This window comes from Glaciecola petra, assembly GCF_031846345.1.
Taxonomy (GTDB): Bacteria; Pseudomonadota; Gammaproteobacteria; order Enterobacterales; family Alteromonadaceae; genus Glaciecola; species Glaciecola petra.
Map to the genome: position 1 here is coordinate 155,001 of NZ_JAVRHX010000006.1, position 19,520 is coordinate 174,520.

Here is a 19,520-nt window from a genome sequence, read left to right on the forward strand (position 1 = left end):
TCTACATACCACTCTTTGTCACAGCTAGGCTTAATTGTGGCTAGTTGATTTGGATATTAATTGCAAATAATAATAAACCATTTCAGCCGAAAATAAAGGGTCTTGATGGAAGTAAGTTTTGCCATATTGCATGCCAATTTTCTCCATTACTCTTATCGATGCCGTGTTTTTAGGATCGGCTATTGCACAAAATTTTTGAATGCCCATCGATAACGCTATCTCGTCCATTATATGTTTTGCTGATTCTGCCGCATAGCCTTTGCCCCATGAGTGCGATTTAAAACGCCAGCCTAATTCTAAGTTATCAAACTGTGGAGAATCAGAAAAAAAGTCCATAGGCCGCACTAAAATCCAACCAATGTATTCATCACTTTCAGTAATATTGACCTGCCAAATACCCCAAGCTTTTTCAGGATTAAGGTAGGCACCTAAACGTGGCATGATCTTGCTGTTTATCAGCGCCATACTAGATGGAACACCACCACTGATGAAGGTCATGACTTTTGGATCCTGATCAACATCGTATAACAGATTTGCGTCAGACATATCCATTAAGCGATAGCTAAGGCGCGGACTGGATTTAATGTTCACAGGGTAAATTCCGTAGTTGTAATTCAATAGAGTTTGTCACATTCATTTCTTAGTTAACACTACAAATAACATTACCTATTTATGAGCCAGAGAGATAGGTATTGTATGTAGGATCTTTGTTTTTCTGTCGTCAATAGACTTTATCCAAAATCTAGGCTAGAGTCGATAGCTAACCACGGAGAGGTCCCATGAAATCGTTGAAATATAAAACCTTTGCAACACTGCTATTTACGGCCTGTTCATTTTCTTCTTTTGCCGAAAACAGTAGTGAATCGTTATCAAATATCAACCCAGAAGTAGATAAACTGTTTAAAGCTTTCACATCTGAAACGCCTGGATGTGCAGTTGCTGTGGACAAAGATGGACAAATAGACCATCTAGCTGCTTATGGTATGGGAGATTTTGAGCAGAATATTGAGCTAAAACCACAATCCGTTTTTTATGCAGCCTCGGTATCAAAACAAGTCGTGGCGATGGCGGCATTGCTAATGGAGCGAGAAGGGCTGATTGACCTAGATGAGGATATTCATACTTACATTCCTGAATTTCAGGATTACGGAAATAAATTAACAATTCGGCAGGTGCTACATCACACTAGTGGTATTCGAGACTATTTTGGGCTTTTCTGGCTCGCCGGCACCTTAGATGGCATGGTGATATCTGCCGACAAGATCATGGATATACTTTCCAGACAAAAAAGTTTGAATTTTTCTCCTGGGGAAAAATGGGCTTACAGCAATTCTGCGTATTTCTTAATTTCACAAATATCTGAAAGAGTCGCGGGTAAAACACTTGACGAATATTCCCAAGAGAAAATTTTCGGGCCGCTTAAGATGACTTCTTCGAAGTTCCAACACAATCACCGGCGCCCAATATCAAATAAAGCACATGGCCATTCACTGCAAGATAATGGTGAATGGTTTATCGCAAATAGTACCTTGGATGTTGTCGGTTCTGGGGGGATGTATACCACTGTCGAAGATTTAATTAAATGGGATAGAAACTTTTATGACAATCAACTTGGCACTGGTCAGGATATGATTGAAGAGATGGAAACATCGGGCGTTTTGAATAATGGCGAGGCAACTGAATATGGATTGGCATTGAGCCTTAAACCGTATCGGGGACTAACTCGACGTTCACATGGTGGGAGCCTAACGGGCTACAGGGCATTCTTGCAGAGATTCCCAGAGCAAAGGTTTTCCGTAGCATTGTTATGCAATTCAAGTGAGGTCAATAGCGCTGAGTTAGCCACTGCGGTAAGTGATGTTTATCTAGCTAACATATATTCAGAACCAGCAGTATTGTCACAATCAACACCTGAAGAAAAAGCTCATGTGCCACTACCTGACACCCAATCTCTAGAAGACTTTGAAGGTGATTTCTATAATAATGAAGTGGATAACACCATAAAAGTGGCGGCTGTTAAAGATGGAATCACATTGTCCATTGACGATGATTTGGTATTAAGGTTTGTTGGAAATGACACTTTCGAGGGACAATGGGGTAGCCAGTTTAATTTTCAACGGGATTCCGATGGGAATATCACTGGGTTTACCTTTAATACCAGTCGGGTTATGGGCGTTCATTTTGTAAAACAATAAATGGTTTTTGCTTAGTATTTTGATTATATCCGTGGGTCGTGCAAGAGCATATTTTGATAATGAAAAGGATAATCGTTTGGTCCTAATATTAAAAAGAATAAGAAAAAAGCTGATCGATGAAAAACAACTGAGTAAATACTTAGCGTATGCAAGCGGCGAAATTATACTTGTTGTGTTGGGTATTTTAATTGCGCTACAAATTAGTAATATTAATCAAAATAACAAAGACCAAGAATCGCTAGACGCTTACCTAACCAGTATTTCAACAAATATTCAATCTGATATTAAAGAATTAAAGGTGCTAAATAATCAACGTGTAAACCTTTACACTAGAATTGATTATCTATTCGACATCATATTCACTTCAGAGTCGTACACTTGGCCAGATTTATTAATTTTCTCAGAAACGACAAACGATTTAATGGATCTCGAATTTTTATTAGTTAATAGAAGCGGATTTGATTCTTTAAAGAACTCAGGCTTTCTGAATAAATTACAGGGCACTGACATAGAGCAACTGCTTTACCAATATTATAATTTAGTTGATGATATTCAATTTAGAGAGGAGGTATACAACGATACCATTATAGAAGTTAAACGTAACTTCGACAGTGCAGATTTTGAAAATCTGATATTTTTTCAGCGGCCATCTTATATTGCTGGAGATGGGTTTAACAATTACCAAGAATCGTTTACGAAAATATTGAAGCACCAATCTAATATGCATCTTTATAATCATGCACTTACAAAATCACCCTATTTAACCATGCTGTATGACAATCTTGAAATAGTAGGTGAGCAATTAGTACGTTTGATTAAAAGCAAATCTACCGCTTTTGATAAAGTTGCAAAAACAGAATTAAGTAAAGTGTATGACATTAATAGTGAGCTTGGTTATCCCAAGGTTTTTACTAATGGTGGACTAAATAATTTATTTTTTGTGTCGGGGTATGCAGAATCTGGCAACAATGAAAATTGGCAAAATAATAACAGGCCCCAAATTGGCGAGTTTGAAATGCAGTTCTCTGAAACAGAATGGACAGTTACTTATTTTATGAATCGTTCTCAAGCCTTTTCAGACAGAGTTTCAAAAGACTATTCAAGTTATAACACTCTACAAATAGTTGCTAAGTCATCTGCAAAGAGTGGTTTAGCGTATGTTGTGATAAAAGACATAGACGATCCTGATGATGGTACAGAAGCGAGAGTACCTATCCAACTAACCAATGAGTGGCAAACATTTAATTTACCTTTAGAAGCTTTTACAACAGCTGATTTAAGTCGCTTGCATATGGTAGTAGGGTTTTTAGTATTAAAAGATGTACAGACTATTCATGTAAAAAGTATTGAATATCAATGAGCTGTTTGTTTTGACAAAACACGAAATCTCGCGTTACATTCAAAAACGCCGCTCTCTATGCTTGAAAATCAAACGCTTGATGCATACTTTATCGATATCTAATCATTAAAGCCCTCAGTATGCCTCTTTATTTATTACCCATCATTGTTAGCGTGTTGATTATTGTTTATTTATTGGGCAAGCCATATTAGCGCGAATGCAGGTTTCAAAGATAGGAAAAAGCACCACTCACTGCGGCAATTAAAACAATTTGATACAAAAAGAAACGTTAATAAATTGTCCAGATATATTTCTGCTGGTCGATATTCTAACTGAGCGGATGTAGTCAATTTTCACGAAAAAACGTTATCAATAAAATTTTTTTTGACTATGATTTGTTGCCTAATTCAAAATGATGAGCATTGAATAAGAGAAGAGAAATGAAGATACCTTCTTTGCCTAGGAATGAAATACTTAGGCTCGCGACACTAAATGACTTGAATATTCTCGATACTGAATGTGACGAACGATTCGACAGAGTGACTCGTTTAGCACAACGCTTGTTTGATGTGCCTATCTGTTTAGTGTCATTAATTGATGAAAATAGACAATGGTTTAAATCTTGTGTTGGTCTAAATGCAAGTGAAACAGGCCGTGATATCTCGTTTTGTGGTCATAGTATATTGGGTGAAGATGTTTTTGTCGTGTTCGATGCAGCATTAGATAAAAGATTCGAAGATAACCCACTCGTGACAGGCGAACCTCATATTCGATTTTATGCAGGCTATCCGTTGAATATGCCTAACCAAACAAAAATGGGTACGCTTTGTATAATAGATACCAAGCCAAAACTTTTCACCGATTCAGATAAACAAGCATTAAAAGACTTTGGTAAGATCATCGAAGAAACGTTGGTATCCATGTATCTATCAGAAATCGATGATCTTACTGGGCTCTCGAATCGACGTGGTTTTTACCACTTGTCGACAAAATCGCTCTCGTATTGCTCAAGGCATCAACATAATGCTTTTTTACTTTATTTTGATTTAGACAATTTTAAGGAATTAAACGACACGTTTGGTCACAAATTTGGTGACGAAGTACTCGTCAAATTCGCAAATATTCTTAGTGACTCATTCAGAGAGTCTGATGCGGTAGGTAGAATTGGCGGTGACGAATTTGCAATATTAATGATTGCAGAGTCGCAAAAAAATATCCATGATGCTATTAGTCGTCTTGAGTCGGTTTTTCAGTCGTTGTTAAAAAATGACGAAAAATATTCTAAATTGGGATTCAGCTATGGGCATATTTCTATTGATGATAATAACCCCCAAAGTATCATTGACCTAATTGATGATGCTGATAAAAAAATGTATGTCAATAAGCGATCTAAATCCTGAAATAGGGCGGTTCACATGCCACTTGATATTGTGACTAAGACAATCACATCTTTATCAACAACAATATCAATGCATAACAGTGTCAGTGCATAATTACAGTTTCTCACGCTCTTTTTCGAGATACTTAGCTAAGGCTAGCATCGCAAATTTTTGGGCTTTTTCCTCAGCATCTGAATTGTAATTGGTGTTGGTATTAACGTCGTATGTATATACCTTTCCGTCTTTGTCTGTAATCGATTCTATGCCTGCTACTTCAATTTTGTTAGCTTTCATAAAAGACTCAAAGAGCTCGATAAACGCAGGTCGGTAGTTGCTTAGTATTTCAAATTTAGGATGGTCAACTCCCGCAACTGGGGCAGAGTCTTCCCCCATCGGACAAAATTTATCGTCTATTGCACAAGCATCGGCTGGGCATAATTCAAAACCTTCAGACGTATCCACTTTCACCGCATATAAAAACTCACCATTAATAAATTCATGGCGAATAATATAAGGCTCGGGGGCTTCGATGTATTGTTGCACGAGGGTGATACCATCAACAGGCTCATCAAAGTTAGGGCCATAGACATAATCTTTTAGCGCTTCAATAGAGTGAAAAAGCTGCACGCCTTGACCTTTACCTGCACGATTATGTTTAGTAATGAAAGAGCTTTGATTGAGCGTTTGTGCCGCTTCAATAATTTGTTTTTTGCCCACTGCGGCCAATGTTTTTGGTGTGGCGATACCGCAAGCATTAAGGGCTGTATATTGATTAACCTTGCTAAGTTCTAATCTTAGCGCCCGCATGCCATTTATCACTTTACGATTATGTAATGCTAACCAAGCAAGGACTGCCTCAGTAAATTCGGGCGCAAAGCGGTGATCGCGAGTATGTGAGGACGCGCTAATTCTATTATAAAACACGCCCTCAGGTGGCTCGCTCGATAAATCGATAATGCCTTCATCTAAATGCCACAGCTCATAAGGTAATTGAAGTTCGTCCAAGCGCTTTTGTAAATGGATGGTCCATTCATTGTTTTCGTGTAATACGTATATTTTACTCATGATGTCGAGACTTATACCCAGCCTTTTTCTCTAAATAATAATAAGGTTTTGGCAAACTCTTGCATTTCGTCAGGTGTACCTATCGATACTCTATTCCATCCGTCTTGCGCGGTCATTCGTCGGCCAACTAAAATGTTGTTTTCTTTCATATGTTGACTATAAGAGGCCAAATCAGCGTTTATTTGATGTAATACAAAATTGGTATTGCTGTTTACATACTCTAAATTTAATGCGTTTAAGGTGTTTGTTAGAATCGTTTTAGCTTGTTTGTTTGAAGCAATACTTTTTTGAAAGAAAGCTTTGTCTTTTAAAGACGCTATAGCCGCCGTCGTGCCCGCAATAGACAAATTAAAACTAGTCGCTAATGCATCAATTTTTTTCGCCGTTGCAGGGGCGGCCATTGCATAGCCTACACGCATGCCAGCTAAACCATAAATTTTTGAAAAGGTTCTGGTGACGACTACGTTTTCGCGCCCTTCTTTTATCAACGGTAATGCCGATTCATAAGCAGTGTTGGCCAGCGCATATTCGTGATAGGCCTCATCGATTAAAAACATGTGCTGTGGTGGAGAATTCATAATCCAATCATTTAACTCACCTTTGTCTACAATTGTTCCTGTTGGATTATTTGGATTACAAAGGTTAATCAGCACATTGCCCTTGATTGTGCTTATCTGCTTTTGCATGGCTTGAATATTAGTATTAAAACTTTCATCAACATCGACCCTAATGACTTGCATACCCAAGGCCTCTGCTCTGCTACGTAAATCCCCAAAGGTCGGATTTGGTTCAACTACTGTGGTACCTTGTGAATTGGCGTAATTAACAACTGCACCTAGCATTTCGGTGGAGCCATTGCCCATTATTAGCTGATCTATGGGTAAATTTACGTGATTCGCTAATTCGGCTTTCAGCTCATCTACTGCTGCATCAGGATAACGATTCCCAAAGCGCTCAATGGCTTCTTTTGCAGCCGTAATTGCTTTTGGCGACATACCAAACGAATTCTCATTAAAATGCAATTGCATTAGCGGTGCGTTTTTTCGAAGTATGAGATCTGCGTTCTCTGCTGCAAAGATTGGGGGCAGGTATAAACTCGTTCCCGCCACCGCTAATCCTGTAGATAGGGTCTTTAAAAAGTGGCGACGTGATGTAGCTAATTCATTGGATTGCATGATGCTTGCTCAGTTAGGAAGGTAGGTAGTGTTGTTGATATTAGAATGAATGACAATTTAATACAACGCAGGTTATCAAACTAAGGGTTTCCATTGTTTGATTGGGGCTCTTATCTGTACAATAAGGTTTTATTGTTCTTTTGAAAACTTATGACTACCCCTTTTCATTACAGCACTACTTACATTCTAGATAAAGACCATTTCAGCGAAACATTTGATGAATCGAGCAAAAAGAACGATTCGGTTTTTGTTTATGGTAAGTCGATGGGTTTGCTTTTACTTGGCTTTGCAATTCTCTACTTTAGCGATATTTTGCCGTACGCAGCTTGGTTTATTGTTGTGTTAGGTGTTGTGGATGCCTTAAGTATTTATTTTCGTAAACCTTGGTGGTTAGTAAGGCAAATGATCAGTTCAGAGGCGAATTTGGAAATTACTCTAACAATTGATAACACCGGTATTGGAAGCAAATCGCATAAAATTAGCAGCAAGATTGCCTGGTCAGATATAAGCCATATTGAAAAAACAGTAAGGGGCTGGCTCATTCATCACAGTGCTGGTAGAACGTATTTGTCGGCTGGATGCTTATCAGATAAAGCCATTGAGTTTGTAAACAATCAGGCGAAATAAATTAGGCTAATATTTACAACAATAAGCATTTGTAACAAGCTTTCGATAGTTGCATACTTAACATTCAATCATAACAATAACGGTGATATATGAAACTCCGCCTAACTACGCTCAGTGTTTTTCTTGGCTTGTCTGCATTTACTTCTTTAGGTATCACTTCTTTGGGTGTAAATGCACAAGAAGGGCCGGTGACTATTTCAAATCAACTTGAACAGAAAGTGATTGAGTGGCGGCGTGACTTGCACCAAAATCCTGAATTAAGTAACCGCGAATTTCGCACTGCTAAGGTTGTTGCAGAGCATTTAACTAACTTAGGCTTAGAAGTACAAACCGGCATCGCGTATACCGGCGTGGTGGGTGTTCTTCGCGGTGGCAAGCCAGGCCCAGTTATCGCCATGCGCGCCGACATGGATGCATTACCTGTTGTTGAACAAACTGATGTTCCTTTCAAATCTACGGCTATTTCAGAATATAGAGGAAACGAAGTTGGCGTTATGCATGCCTGTGGACACGATCTTCACATGGCCATGTTAATGGGGGCAGCTGAAAAGCTAGCTTCTATGAAAGATGATATTTCAGGCACTATCGTTTTCATTTTCCAACCCGCTGAAGAAGGAGCTCCCGGCGATGAAGAAGGTGGCGCAGAATTAATGCTCAAAGAAGGCATGTTTGAACAGTATAAACCAGAAGTTGTATTTGGTATTCATGTTTGGTCGGCTGGCAGTACGGGTCATATTTCCTACAGAGAAGGTCCATTGATGGCATCTTCCGACCGCTTTGAAATAACCGTAAAAGGCACCCAAACACATGGGTCTAGACCTTGGGGTGGTGTAGATCCGATTGTTGCGGCAGGACAAATTATTGGAAGCACGCAAACCATTGTGAGCCGTCAAGTGAATATAACCAAAGCGCCGGCGGTAGTGAGTTTTGGTATTGTAGAAGGTGGTGTAAGAAATAACATTATTCCTGATGAAGTATATCTTGAAGGTACAATCCGTAATTTTGATATGGATAATCGCGCTCAAATATTCGAAAATTTAAAAACTACTGCCGAAATGACTGCACAAGCTACCGGTGCAGAAGCTCATGTACACATTGACGAAGGCTACCCGGTCACGATAAACAACCCTGAATTAACACGTAAAATGCTTCCAACTATTGAACGAGTGGCTGGCAAAGACAAGGTAGTAATAAGTGATTTGGTGACAGGTGCTGAAGACTTTTCATTTTTCGCATTGGAAGTGCCTGGGCTGTTTGTATTTTTAGGCATTACACCAGAAGGTGAAGATGCTAAGGCGGCACCAAGTAACCACTCGCCGTTCTTTTACGCCGATGAAAAAGCGCTAAAAACAGGCACTGAGCTTTATGTTAACTGGGCCTTGGATTACACAAAAATTTAAAAACGAGCAGAAATAGCAACCGACAGCTGTGCTTTCAGCTATTTCTTTTTGACAAGCTAAGCATTTGTAGATACTTTGAAGGCAACTCTCCCTCAAAAGTTCTTCTTATTTTATGAATAAAAGTCTCACAGCTAAGATCGTTGCGCTTCCAATAATGTCTTTCTTGTTAGCAGTTTTGATAGCAACAAATCTTGTCGCGCAAGAAAAAGATATGACCAAAAGTTATACCGCGAAGTATCCTTATATATTTCATTTAGTTCAGAAGGAAGCATGGGATAAAGCGGTTTTGAATAACACTACTTATTATCCGCCTACCTACGATCAAGATGAGTTTACTCATGCCACAGCCAATCCTAATTTTTTATTGGTGATTGGCAACCATTTTTACAAAGAAGTGACTGGTGAATGGTTGTGTTTAAGAATGTCGGTCGATTCGCTTAAGGCGACAGATGTGCAAACAATATTCGAAGGTACCGCACCGGTAGGGGATAAACCTGCAGATTTTGCTGGTACCGATAGCGAACTGTTTCCTCATATATTGGGTGGAATACATCCAGATGCTGTGTTAGAGGCGCATAAAGTGGTACGAGACGAAACAGGCACCTTTTTAGAAGTTAGCGATATTATTAAAGGCGACTAGCGTTGGCTTTAGGCCTAGTTTTGAGCGACTTGTCAAACAACATTAAAGACACAGTAGTGCTAATTGAAGACAACGGCAGTATTTATGCTAACGAGCATGCTAAAAAGCTTGCGGCTAAATTGTCACTACCTTTGCATACTATTCCTGCGAATAAGAAAAAGCAGCCTTTTGTCGGGGCACAATGGCAATTAGTTTATACCGAGCAGGGCTTGGCATTGCGTGTTGCGAGCGAGCCTACTTGGTCTGATATACGAGTCGATTTTGCATCCGACGCACTTGCTTATCGCAAAGCGAAGGGTGGTGGTCGTAACGAAGCATTAGCAAAAGCCATTGGGATAAAAGGCAAAGATAGCCTACAAGTACTTGATTGCACTGCGGGCATGGGAACAGATAGTTTTGTCATGGCGAGTGTAGGGGCAAACGTCACGATGCTTGAAAGAAGTCCAATTATCGCCGCACTTATTGAAGATGCCCTGAATCGAGCAGCGCTCGAAAAGCTCAATGTTTGTCAAAACATGCAATTTATTCAAGCCAATGCTATCGACTTTTTAAAGAGCGCAAATACAGACTTTGATGTGATTTACTTAGACCCGATGTTCCCACACAAAAAAAAGTCGGCTTTAGTGAAAAAAGAAATGCGTGCGTTTCAACTTTTGCTGGGGCCTGACCAAGATAGTAGCGCATTGTTTGAGGCTGCAATAAGCGCTTCTCCTAGTCGAATAGTGATTAAAAGACCGAGCACAGCGCCGGCTTTGAGGAGTGAACAAAATATAGCACCCAACATGGCGATTCATTCAAAAAAACATAGGTATGATGTGTATCTTTTCTCAAAGAAGTAATAGAAGGTAGCTGTATATTACTTGGTTAAAACAACAGTAAAGTTTTCATTCGTTCGCTTATATATGATGACAGATAGCCGATAACTTTGCATGTCTTATAAAAAAATACAGGTGCTAGAGTGACTCGTGGTTTTACTTTGATTGAGTTAATCATTGTTATTGTAATTCTTGGCATCTTGGCTGTTACTGCCGCTCCACGCTTTATTGATGTGAGCACTGACGCAAAAATTGCTAATTTAGACAAGTTTAAAAGTGCGATGCAAGAGGGTGCCAGAATTTTTCAAATGAAATCAATAATACGAGGCGGCGGTGTTATCACTACTCCCTATGGTTTATACGACAGCGCGGGAGATGAGAAAACCCCAGAACCAAAAAGTGAAGCGACCAATCCTAACTTATATTTTGTTGAGACCTTTGTCGAACTTTCGTCCATGGATACAGAAACAAAAACAAACACTAACCGGTTCGCTACTCACGGTCGAGTGAACGTATATGAAGACAATATAGTGTCAAGAATTGGTTATGGTGATGGTAATTTAACGGCAGGTAATTGTTATGCCGAGTATAGGCGTGAAGTGGGTGTTACTGAATTTATAGTAGTTAGTACAGGCTGTTAGCATAAAATATAATTATTGCACCAAATTAACCTTCTCATACGTATACAAACCGTTAATCACAAAATAATCCCACAAACTTGAATAATACTAGGAGACACAATAATGGAAGTTGGTTCAAAATTACCCGAAGCCACGTTCAGCTTGCTAACCAACGATGGTATGAGCAATCCTACTACCGCAGATTTATTTGATAATAAGAAAGTTGTCTTATTCGCGGTACCAGGTGCCTTTACACCAACTTGTTCAGCTGCACATTTGCCGGGTTACATTACACTGGCCGACAAGTTAAAAGAAAGAGGTGTCGACAGCATTATTTGTTTGTCGGTTAACGACGCCTTTGTAATGAAATCTTGGGGCGATACGCAAAATGCTGAACATATCACCATGTTGGCTGATGGAGACGCTAGCTTTACCAAAGCCGCTGGTTTAGAAATGAACACTGAAGGTTTTGGTGGTGTTCGCAGTCGAAGATACAGCATGTGCGTTGAAAATGGCGTAGTGACGGTGTTGCATGCTGAGGAAGGTGGCGGTTTTGAGGTGTCTGACGCAGAAACAATGTTAAATTCACTTTAAGACTTAAGGATTCGATAAAGTGCAGTATTGTGTATGCTATCTGCACTTTTTTTGTGTGTAGGTGAGTGAGTAATTTAACGAGAACTGCAACAGAGAATTCAACGAATCATCCAACAAATATTGAACATGATTAAAAAAACACTTCTGACACACGATAAAACCCCTATCAGTATTCGTGAATACAAAATCGAAGAGCCTAAAGCATCGATTATTTTAGCTGGTGCGACTGGGGTGCCAATGCACTTTTACCGCCACTTCTCTATAGCTGCTAATGAGCAAGGTTTCAATTGCTACTGCCTTGATTACCGAGGCATTGGCGAATCTGCACCAAAGACTCTAAAAGGCTTTGAAGTCGATTATTTGGATTGGGCGAAACAAGACTTAGCCGCGCTGGTTGAATATGTTAGCAATGAAGTTTCGGGGCAAAAAACACATGATATTTTTTATGTGGGCCATTCTTATGGCGGGCATGCATTGGGCTTGCTGCCTAATACTGAAAAAATAAAAGCAGCTTATTTTTTAGGAACAGGTGCTGGCTGGAGCGGCTATATGCCGTTTGTTGAGCGCTTAAAAGTGGAAATTTTATGGAAAGTGCTCGCACCTATTTTGGTGGGCACAGTGGGATATATGGCTTGGAGTAAGTTAGGTATGGGCGCTGACTTACCTAAGGGTGTTTATCAGCAGTGGAAGTGTTGGTGTCAGTACCCGCGATATTTTTTTGATGATCCGCAATGCAGTGATTTAGAAGCTCTATTTAGCCTATACAAAGGGCCTATTGTTGCTGCCAACGCTCTGGATGACCTTTGGGCTCAACCCTCGTCAAGACAAGCTTTTATGAGCGCTTATCAAAACGCTAATGTGACATCGGTTGATCTTTCGCCTAATGAATATGGTTTAAAGGACATTGGGCATATTGGTTACTTTAGCCCTAAAGCAGAATCACTTTGGCCTACCATTTTCACATTTTTTGATGCACACTAAAAATAACTAATAATGCTTTTTTAGAAAGGCAAATATGAATGCATTAGAATTAAAAATTCCGCCGGTGTTTGTCGTATTTATTGCAGCTATTGGTATATACCTTACTCGTTCTATCGTGCCTGTAAATGTGCTATCTGTTGAGCATAGCAAAGTCATTTTTTACGGGGTTTTTGCGCTAGCGATGGCCATTGGGATAACGGGAGCACTTACCTTTAAATTAGCTAAAACAACGGTCAATCCGGTCGAAATTGACAAAGCCTCGTCACTAGTAACGCATGGTATTTTCAAATACTCTCGTAACCCAATGTATCTTGCTATGTTGTTCGTTTTAATTGGCATATCAATAAGAATGCAAAATGTGTTTTCACCCATATTTATAGTGATGTTCATTGCTTATATGAACCGATTTCAAATAGTCCCTGAGGAACGCATGTTGAGTACTTTATTCGGACAGGCGTATGCCTCTTATTTGAAGCAAGTGAGAAGGTGGATTTAGTCATTTATCAGGAATGAACAACCTTGAAAAGTACCGGCGGCTTTTCTATTGAGTATTTCTTTATTAATTGTTTGCAAGGTGCCAATTTCGCCTTGTGATTCAAACAGTTCAAAATACATTTGGATGAAGTATTCATCTTTAAACATAACCCATCGATCTTTGACCAAAGGATTTAATAAGGGTGCATACAAGTCTTCTCGCCGTTTTTCTGCGAATAAGGTTAATTCATTGTTTCCCTCAGCTGAATGCACTAAACCTTGTATCGCAAGGCCCATTATTTTATCAAACACCGTAAGTGAAGTATTTTCCCAGAGCTGTCCTATATCCAAACAAGCTTGAGCGATTTGTAAATTGCTTAAATTGTCACCACGACACCATCGACTGATAGGATCGTGATAAAGTAGTACCTTATTGCCATGCCACGATGCTGTGCTAAAACTAGAGACATAATTACCTATATTAGCCGCCTCAATAGTTTTATAGTAGGTATTCATAGCCATAAAATAGGACGAGCTTGTGTACTTGCTTTCTAGCGCTAGTTCCACTGCTGCAATCACTTTTTCGTCTTGTTCGGTTTTCGCATAATAATTAGCAGCATATGACCAAGCTTGGCTGTCATTTTTATGTAAACTGCTTAGTTTGTCGATTAGCTGGTTAGTACATACTGGGTTTGTATCTTGATTAGTGCATGCACGCATGATTTCTAGTGCGACTAAGGGTATTTCTAATTCATTTAAGGCAATTAAATCGTCGAGATATTCTGGTGTTTTTGTTTTGTAACCATACTCAACTTCTTGTTCACGACTTTTGAAAAGTACATAAGCAGCTCTCTTTTCAGGCTCTGCCGAGTCTTTTAATGAAAGTATAAAAGCCTCCTGCTGTGCAGAAATCTTGGCACTTTCCTCGCTAGATTGCACATACTCACAATTGGCTTTAGCTACGGCGTATTCAATCAAGTTTTCACCAGCCGCTACTAGAGAATTAGTAATAGATAATTGCTTAGTATGAACGCTAACAAGCGCTGTGTTTTGTGATGTATTAGCTTCCGCGGTAGGTGCAAGCTGAAGAATAGGGGAATATTGAGACAGCAAAAAGTAATCTGCCCAAAAAAGGCTTATTAATATTATGGGTACAACAATTTTTGCTTTCATTGCAATATACTTTATATCCTAGCTATTAATAAAATTTTCTTCTTAAATGAGTATCGGCTTACAAACCATTTTGTAAATTAATTTAGCAACTGAAAACATAAATTTTGTTCAAGCACCTTTGTTTTGGCTCTCAAAACGGTAATCTTATATCTGTAAAACAACTCATTATTGATAGGTTTTGCAAGGTGAGGTTAGATTCTTGGCTATTGAAAAATGTAACGCCTTTTAGCAAAAGACGGGTATTGTCATATCCGATTATTAAGAAAAATAGTCAGATGTAATAATCTTAGATGTATGGTGTAACTATGTGTTAATGCACTTCAAAAAAGTCTTTTCCTAAAATTTTATTGGCAACTAATTCATACTAAGAAGCGGTAAATGTTAAGTAAAAAAATTAAGGCAACTGCTTAGTTTCAGCCAATGGCTCCATTAACTCTAAAAAAATAGCCCGTTTACCCGGTTCAGTGCTTTCTACTATATTTGTAATGAGCATATTTAGTTCAGGTGCAAAGCCCATCGCATTATTTGTTTTCAGTAAATTTTTCCAATAAATTTGAAAGTTTGGTTGATGAGCAATTACGTTTATTGTTGATTGCATAGATAGCCACGAGCGTTCGTCTAATGCACCATTTTTAAACTGTATCCAGTTATTTTCTCGTTGCCGTAAAAACATTGTGTATTGCGAGGCTAACATTGTTTTTTCGGCATCGGTCAAATTTGCTTTATATTGCACATTGGTAATATAAGGGTTATCCATAATATCCCGCAAAAATGCCATGTCGGTACCCAGCATTTGTTGTCGAGTACTGGCCTTAGTTGCTTCCAGATTTTGTTGCATTTGCTCGGAGTTTTGACCGGTTTGTATTGCCAAATAAACCAAAGTAATTAATATGGCAACAGAGCTAACGATTTCGCTCCACGCAGACAGTTTTTCGAGCTTCATGATGCAATCCTTTTGAGGTTATGACTTACTTAAAGCATATATTGCTAAAGTAATAAACGCTAACAATGATGCTGAAAAAGCGAAGAAAATTTAAGGGTAGAAATATTCATTAGTAAATTAGGTCTCAACAAGCCTATGGTTTTGCACTCTTCGAGTATTGATAAGTAGAGTGAGGGAATCAAAACCTTGTGATTTGTCATACTGTAAATCTCCACAAGATGATGTTTTCCCCAAAATTATGCAAACAAATAGATAACACTAAACATTGGCAGAATTGTAGGAAAACAATTAAGGTAGATGAAACCATAGCTAATTGGCAATGGATTGAGTAATACAAAAAGGATTACGGCATGAAAATGATAGTGACAACACTTATTGGATTAACGCTACTTTTTGCTTGCACTGATAAGCCTTCTACGCAAAATATATCTGAGACTGAAGCTGAAAGTGGCATTCAAGACAGTATTATACGCATTGAAAATGGCCTTAGTACCGCATTGCAAATAGTGGGTAAAGAAGTCGAAAAGCATAGTATTGAATCACGCCTTGAACACTATCAAATACCCGGTGTGAGTATAGCCTTAGCACATAATGGTGAAGTGTTGTGGAGTAGGGCATATGGCCTTGCCGATATAACTGAGTCACGCAAAATGAGCGCTGAAACAATGTTGTTAGCAGGCTCCATCAGTAAGCCTGTAGCCGCTCTTAGGGCTTTGCAGCTGCACGATCAAGGTAAGTTTCTGCTAGATGAAAACGTCAATAACTATTTGACTTCGTGGCAGGTGCCTGACAACGAATTTACTCAAACTGAAAAAGTCACTTTACGGCGCCTATTAAATCATTCCGCGGGCCTAACAGTTTGGGGTTTCCCCGGTTATGATAAAGGCGATGATATACCGACTACTGTTGACGTGCTTGACGGAAAAGGCAATACAGATGCAGTAAGGGTTTATAAAACACCCGGGGAAGGCTGGCAATATTCAGGTGGCGGATACACAGTTATGCAGCTCGCAATTGCAGATATTGAAAAGGCGCCATTTGCTGAGATTTTGCAAAGTCATGTTTTAGACCCTTTAAATATGAACAAAAGCACATTCGAAAACCCACTGCCTGAGCAATACCATTCATTGGCTGCAACAGGATATCGCAGAAATTTAGATGAGGTAGAGGGTAAGTGGCCTATTTATCCTGAAATGGCTGCAGCGGGGTTATGGACAACACCAACTCAGTTGCTTCAATACGGAATAGAAGTTCAGCGTATTGTAAACACTAAACAAGATGGCATCATTACACATAAAACGGCACTAGAAATGCTCACTCCCGGTGACAATAATCATGGTTTAGGCCCAGTGGTTCGAGAACATGCATTTAGCCATGGCGGAGCAGACGAAGGTTTTAGAGCGCAATTTATTGCATGGACAGATTCGCCATACACTGCGGTGGTTATGGTCAACTCCGATAACAACGCTATTATCGGTGAGGTGCTTCGATCAATAGCGACCGAGTATGAACTACCGGGCTATGAATACAGAATGAGAACAATTGTTGAACAGCCGGTTGAGCAATTACAGAAATTTATTGGGACATACGATTCGGGCGAAGACGGATTATATGAAGTAACTCTTATAGACGGCAAACTTAGTATTCATGTGCCTAACTATGGCTATACCACGTTTTTAACACCTCAAGGTCCAACGATGTTTTTTGAAGAAAACAACGGTATCGAGCTTGAATTTGTGATTGAAGACGAGCAATTGACTACTATATTGTGGCGAGGCCAAACAGCTCCACGAGTTGTGGAGTAGACAAACAATATACCGTTCAGCTCTCCTTATTTACGGTTTTACGGTCTTAATTTAGTTGTGAGTAATCAACAGACAATTGAAATGAATAATGTAACGGCTGAGCTTATTGCTTCCAAAATTTGGTAAGTGTAAATAGAGTTCACTCAAAGTGACTAAAAGTTTTAATCAAAGAGCGCTAAAAATGAATTTGTCTGATGCAAAAAAGTTTGATAATTTTGAGCAGAAAACAGGTTATAGTTAGAATTATTTGACTGCCAAGTCACATTCCAAAAGCAGACATTCGCTAGGTGAGACGGAACAGAATTGAAAAACTGCTTCACCTATTCGAATGTAATATAAATTGAATTCCAGCCCCCCACTTTAACGAAATTAAGCGGTCGTTAGTCTGCAGCACTGTCATAGTAATCTATATTTTTTACAGCTCAAAAATCAACGTAGCTCAGATAGAGCCTAGGCTCAGCGCCGTTTTGCATGCTGTAGTTACTATGCGCGCATAGTAACTACACTTATTTAACTTTAATATTACTCAAGGTTATTGTTTTTAGTATGCTTCTTTTGAAATGACTGGCGCGTTTACAATGCATGCATCGTAAACACATAAAAAATTGTAGAAATTATCGTCGAAAAAATAGTAAGCTATTGAAATTAAATAAGTATGAGGACTGTGTAAAGTGAATTTATCTTGTAATAACTATGCGGTCTGCATAATAAGCTGTTATGCATAAAAGGAGAGCATCATATATTTTGCCATTAAAACAGCACATATTTTATTCATCATAAGTTGGATGGCGTGTGTCTTTGTATTGCCGAGAGTGATTTTACATTACCAACTTGCGCAGCGATCAGCCAAGGATACTGATTTAGTCAAATTATTATCTATTAAGCTATTTCGCTTTGGCTTACTAATGTTTCTTTTGGCGTTATCATCTGGGATGTGGCTTTGGCTGGGTTTAGGCGTTGGTGGTAAATGGTTGCTCGTTAAGCTTATTTTAGTTTTCTTACTACTATGCTACTTTCTTGTCTCGGGGTGGTTGCTTATTTGCACCATCAGGCAAAAAAATAACCTAAGTAGTTTAGCTTTACGCATATTCAATGAGACATCATTGTTGTTTGTAATACCAATAATTTACTTGGCAGTATCAAAAAATGCATAACAAAAAGCTCAACCTGACCTACACTGCGTCGCTTTTTTTGTGGCTATCGCTACGCGGCCACAAAACAATCAACTCCGTTTCGGCAGGTTAGCTTGGCGTTAAGGCCCTTATGCGAAATTTTCGGAACCTGACAAAAAGAGAAAATGAAGAACTCTCTAAAAAGTTTTCATTCCTTTTGAAATACAATGAAGATTGTACAGCCGAAGACTTTAGCTGGTCAGCCATAACTGTATTTGATCATTGGCTATATGAATCCGACTCATTTAGCATCATCAGTAACGCAACTGAAGATCAAAAACGTTCTTGGGATAAAGCAATAAAGAGTTTTTTGGCTCAACTAGTAGAATTAGAGAAACCATTTAAATACAAATACATCGGTCGTAATTCAAAGCAAAAATTACAGTTTTCTCGCTTTATAGGTGACGATGACTTTGGCCTATATGTTTCGAATCTATTTGATGAAGTATATTCACCAAATTTAGTTTTTAACCGTTTAGGAGTTGAGCTTTGGTTTGAAGATAATTGGACAATTCACTTCAAGTATAAAAAACAAGAGGAGTGCCTAGGTATGCTGAAGTTAGCATCTAACTTAGGTTTATTTGTATTACCTGCTTATTCAGCAGATCATTTAAATAATTATCAGACACTCTCCAAGTATTTGGGGGAACAGGGCCTTAACAAGTCACTACATCGGACCGCTAACGCGTCCGCTGAGTGAAGTGTTATGTTTCTAAGGTCTTCGATGAATGCACATCTTAAATCAATAGCTGAAGCTTTAGATGCGAAGGGTTGTCAATATTCTGTAGTCAATGAAGAAATTCAAATCCCTCTGCCAAAAGAATTCGACACTTTAGTCATCGAAATTTGGAACGATGCTGGAGAGGATAGTATTACACTATTGAATGGGAGCTTTCATAGTCACGGCGATATTGAAGCCAGTGAACATGGGTTGGATACACGCGAGGAAGGAATTGTGTTTCTAGTCGAATCCATTTTTAATGGACATTTTAAGATGGTCAGAAGAATTAATAAGGATGGAAGTAAAGAAAATACAATTTGGGATACTTTTTCAATGGCGCTAGTGAATGATGAGGATGACTTTGAAATCGTTGAAACATAACAAGAAGTTTCAGACAGACAC

General features: G+C 38.9%; 20 protein-coding genes. 15 read left to right on the forward strand and 5 right to left on the reverse strand.

Going from position 1 to position 19,520, the window contains the following annotated elements:
- Positions 1 to 30: 30 nt before the first annotated feature.
- Entirely contained in the window at positions 31 to 591 is a 561-nt protein-coding gene (locus tag RM552_RS16115; protein ID WP_311369903.1) for a GNAT family N-acetyltransferase, read from the reverse strand.
- Positions 592 to 779: 188 nt separating this feature from the next.
- Between RM552_RS16115 and RM552_RS16120 the strand changes: the two genes are divergently transcribed.
- The 3 genes from RM552_RS16120 (at position 780) to RM552_RS16130 (ending at position 4,934) form a co-directional block, all read left to right on the forward strand.
- Complete coding sequence (locus RM552_RS16120) at positions 780 to 2,195, forward strand: serine hydrolase (RefSeq protein ID WP_311369904.1); 1,416 nt, start codon at positions 780 to 782, stop codon at positions 2,193 to 2,195.
- A gap of 76 nt (positions 2,196 to 2,271) precedes the next feature.
- Entirely contained in the window at positions 2,272 to 3,555 is a 1,284-nt protein-coding gene (locus RM552_RS16125) for a hypothetical protein (RefSeq protein WP_311369905.1), read from the forward strand.
- A 419-nt stretch (positions 3,556 to 3,974) separates the two neighbouring features.
- Positions 3,975 to 4,934, forward strand: a complete 960-nt coding sequence (locus RM552_RS16130; protein WP_311369906.1) for a sensor domain-containing diguanylate cyclase — start codon at positions 3,975 to 3,977, stop codon at positions 4,932 to 4,934.
- 93 nt (positions 4,935 to 5,027) lie between these two features.
- On the opposite strand, the gene RM552_RS16135 is transcribed toward RM552_RS16130, so the two are convergent.
- Positions 5,028 to 5,978, reverse strand: coding sequence for an ATP-grasp domain-containing protein (locus RM552_RS16135; RefSeq protein WP_311369907.1), 951 nt, complete (start codon positions 5,976 to 5,978; stop codon positions 5,028 to 5,030).
- An 11-nt stretch (positions 5,979 to 5,989) separates the two neighbouring features.
- Positions 5,990 to 7,153: a pyridoxal phosphate-dependent aminotransferase gene (locus tag RM552_RS16140; protein WP_311369908.1), complete on the reverse strand. Its 1,164-nt coding sequence runs from the start codon at positions 7,151 to 7,153 to the stop codon at positions 5,990 to 5,992.
- Positions 7,154 to 7,303: 150 nt separating this feature from the next.
- Between RM552_RS16140 and RM552_RS16145 the strand changes: the two genes are divergently transcribed.
- The 8 genes from RM552_RS16145 (at position 7,304) to RM552_RS16180 (ending at position 13,326) form a co-directional block, all read left to right on the forward strand.
- The gene (locus RM552_RS16145; protein ID WP_311369909.1) at positions 7,304 to 7,780 is read left to right on the forward strand and encodes a YcxB family protein; all 477 of its coding nucleotides are present in this window, start codon (positions 7,304 to 7,306) and stop codon (positions 7,778 to 7,780) included.
- Between the two features lie 89 nt (positions 7,781 to 7,869).
- Positions 7,870 to 9,180: an amidohydrolase gene (locus RM552_RS16150; protein ID WP_311369910.1), complete on the forward strand. Its 1,311-nt coding sequence runs from the start codon at positions 7,870 to 7,872 to the stop codon at positions 9,178 to 9,180.
- 112 nt (positions 9,181 to 9,292) lie between these two features.
- On the forward strand, positions 9,293 to 9,820 hold the full coding sequence (locus RM552_RS16155; RefSeq protein ID WP_311369911.1) for a DUF952 domain-containing protein: 528 nt from the start codon (positions 9,293 to 9,295) through the stop codon (positions 9,818 to 9,820).
- A 20-nt stretch (positions 9,821 to 9,840) separates the two neighbouring features.
- Positions 9,841 to 10,659 (forward strand): class I SAM-dependent methyltransferase, encoded by an 819-nt coding sequence (locus RM552_RS16160; RefSeq protein ID WP_311369912.1) that lies wholly within the window; start codon positions 9,841 to 9,843, stop codon positions 10,657 to 10,659.
- A gap of 119 nt (positions 10,660 to 10,778) precedes the next feature.
- A complete protein-coding gene (locus RM552_RS16165; RefSeq protein ID WP_311369913.1) occupies positions 10,779 to 11,276 on the forward strand; it encodes a prepilin-type N-terminal cleavage/methylation domain-containing protein in 498 nt (165 codons plus the stop codon).
- Between the two features lie 102 nt (positions 11,277 to 11,378).
- Positions 11,379 to 11,849: a peroxiredoxin gene (locus RM552_RS16170; RefSeq protein WP_432277238.1), complete on the forward strand. Its 471-nt coding sequence runs from the start codon at positions 11,379 to 11,381 to the stop codon at positions 11,847 to 11,849.
- A gap of 126 nt (positions 11,850 to 11,975) precedes the next feature.
- Entirely contained in the window at positions 11,976 to 12,830 is an 855-nt protein-coding gene (locus RM552_RS16175; protein WP_311369914.1) for an alpha/beta hydrolase family protein, read from the forward strand.
- A 34-nt stretch (positions 12,831 to 12,864) separates the two neighbouring features.
- Positions 12,865 to 13,326, forward strand: coding sequence for a methyltransferase family protein (locus RM552_RS16180; protein ID WP_311369915.1), 462 nt, complete (start codon positions 12,865 to 12,867; stop codon positions 13,324 to 13,326).
- Here RM552_RS16180 and RM552_RS16185 read toward each other — a convergent pair.
- Positions 13,323 to 14,477, reverse strand: coding sequence for a hypothetical protein (locus RM552_RS16185; RefSeq protein ID WP_311369916.1), 1,155 nt, complete (start codon positions 14,475 to 14,477; stop codon positions 13,323 to 13,325). The two genes, RM552_RS16180 and RM552_RS16185, sit on opposite strands and share 4 nt — an antisense overlap.
- A gap of 394 nt (positions 14,478 to 14,871) precedes the next feature.
- Positions 14,872 to 15,420: a hypothetical protein gene (locus RM552_RS16190; RefSeq protein WP_311369917.1), complete on the reverse strand. Its 549-nt coding sequence runs from the start codon at positions 15,418 to 15,420 to the stop codon at positions 14,872 to 14,874.
- A 350-nt stretch (positions 15,421 to 15,770) separates the two neighbouring features.
- Between RM552_RS16190 and RM552_RS16195 the strand changes: the two genes are divergently transcribed.
- From RM552_RS16195 to RM552_RS16205, 4 genes are all read left to right on the forward strand, one after another.
- Positions 15,771 to 17,225, forward strand: a complete 1,455-nt coding sequence (locus RM552_RS16195) for a serine hydrolase domain-containing protein (protein ID WP_311369918.1) — start codon at positions 15,771 to 15,773, stop codon at positions 17,223 to 17,225.
- A gap of 749 nt (positions 17,226 to 17,974) precedes the next feature.
- Positions 17,975 to 18,379: a CopD family protein gene (locus tag RM552_RS17780; protein WP_432277239.1), complete on the forward strand. Its 405-nt coding sequence runs from the start codon at positions 17,975 to 17,977 to the stop codon at positions 18,377 to 18,379.
- A gap of 109 nt (positions 18,380 to 18,488) precedes the next feature.
- The gene (locus tag RM552_RS16200; RefSeq protein WP_311369919.1) at positions 18,489 to 19,097 is read left to right on the forward strand and encodes a hypothetical protein; all 609 of its coding nucleotides are present in this window, start codon (positions 18,489 to 18,491) and stop codon (positions 19,095 to 19,097) included.
- A gap of 6 nt (positions 19,098 to 19,103) precedes the next feature.
- The gene (locus tag RM552_RS16205) at positions 19,104 to 19,499 is read left to right on the forward strand and encodes a hypothetical protein (protein ID WP_311369920.1); all 396 of its coding nucleotides are present in this window, start codon (positions 19,104 to 19,106) and stop codon (positions 19,497 to 19,499) included.
- The last annotated feature ends 21 nt before the right edge of the window (positions 19,500 to 19,520 follow it).

Coding starts and splice junctions, on each gene's coding strand:
- RM552_RS16190 (WP_311369917.1), bottom strand. CDS start 15,420: ATGAAGCTCGAAAAACTGTCTGCGTGGAGCGAAATCGTTAGCTCTGTT.
- RM552_RS16175 (WP_311369914.1), top strand. CDS start 11,976: ATGATTAAAAAAACACTTCTGACACACGATAAAACCCCTATCAGTATT.
- RM552_RS16205 (WP_311369920.1), top strand. CDS start 19,104: ATGTTTCTAAGGTCTTCGATGAATGCACATCTTAAATCAATAGCTGAA.
- RM552_RS16200 (WP_311369919.1), top strand. CDS start 18,489: ATGCGAAATTTTCGGAACCTGACAAAAAGAGAAAATGAAGAACTCTCT.
- RM552_RS16195 (WP_311369918.1), top strand. CDS start 15,771: ATGAAAATGATAGTGACAACACTTATTGGATTAACGCTACTTTTTGCT.
- RM552_RS16180 (WP_311369915.1), top strand. CDS start 12,865: ATGAATGCATTAGAATTAAAAATTCCGCCGGTGTTTGTCGTATTTATT.
- RM552_RS16150 (WP_311369910.1), top strand. CDS start 7,870: ATGAAACTCCGCCTAACTACGCTCAGTGTTTTTCTTGGCTTGTCTGCA.
- RM552_RS16120 (WP_311369904.1), top strand. CDS start 780: ATGAAATCGTTGAAATATAAAACCTTTGCAACACTGCTATTTACGGCC.
- RM552_RS16155 (WP_311369911.1), top strand. CDS start 9,293: ATGAATAAAAGTCTCACAGCTAAGATCGTTGCGCTTCCAATAATGTCT.
- RM552_RS16140 (WP_311369908.1), bottom strand. CDS start 7,153: ATGCAATCCAATGAATTAGCTACATCACGTCGCCACTTTTTAAAGACC.
- RM552_RS16170 (WP_432277238.1), top strand. CDS start 11,379: ATGGAAGTTGGTTCAAAATTACCCGAAGCCACGTTCAGCTTGCTAACC.
- RM552_RS16185 (WP_311369916.1), bottom strand. CDS start 14,477: ATGAAAGCAAAAATTGTTGTACCCATAATATTAATAAGCCTTTTTTGG.
- RM552_RS16130 (WP_311369906.1), top strand. CDS start 3,975: ATGAAGATACCTTCTTTGCCTAGGAATGAAATACTTAGGCTCGCGACA.
- RM552_RS16135 (WP_311369907.1), bottom strand. CDS start 5,978: ATGAGTAAAATATACGTATTACACGAAAACAATGAATGGACCATCCAT.
- RM552_RS16145 (WP_311369909.1), top strand. CDS start 7,304: ATGACTACCCCTTTTCATTACAGCACTACTTACATTCTAGATAAAGAC.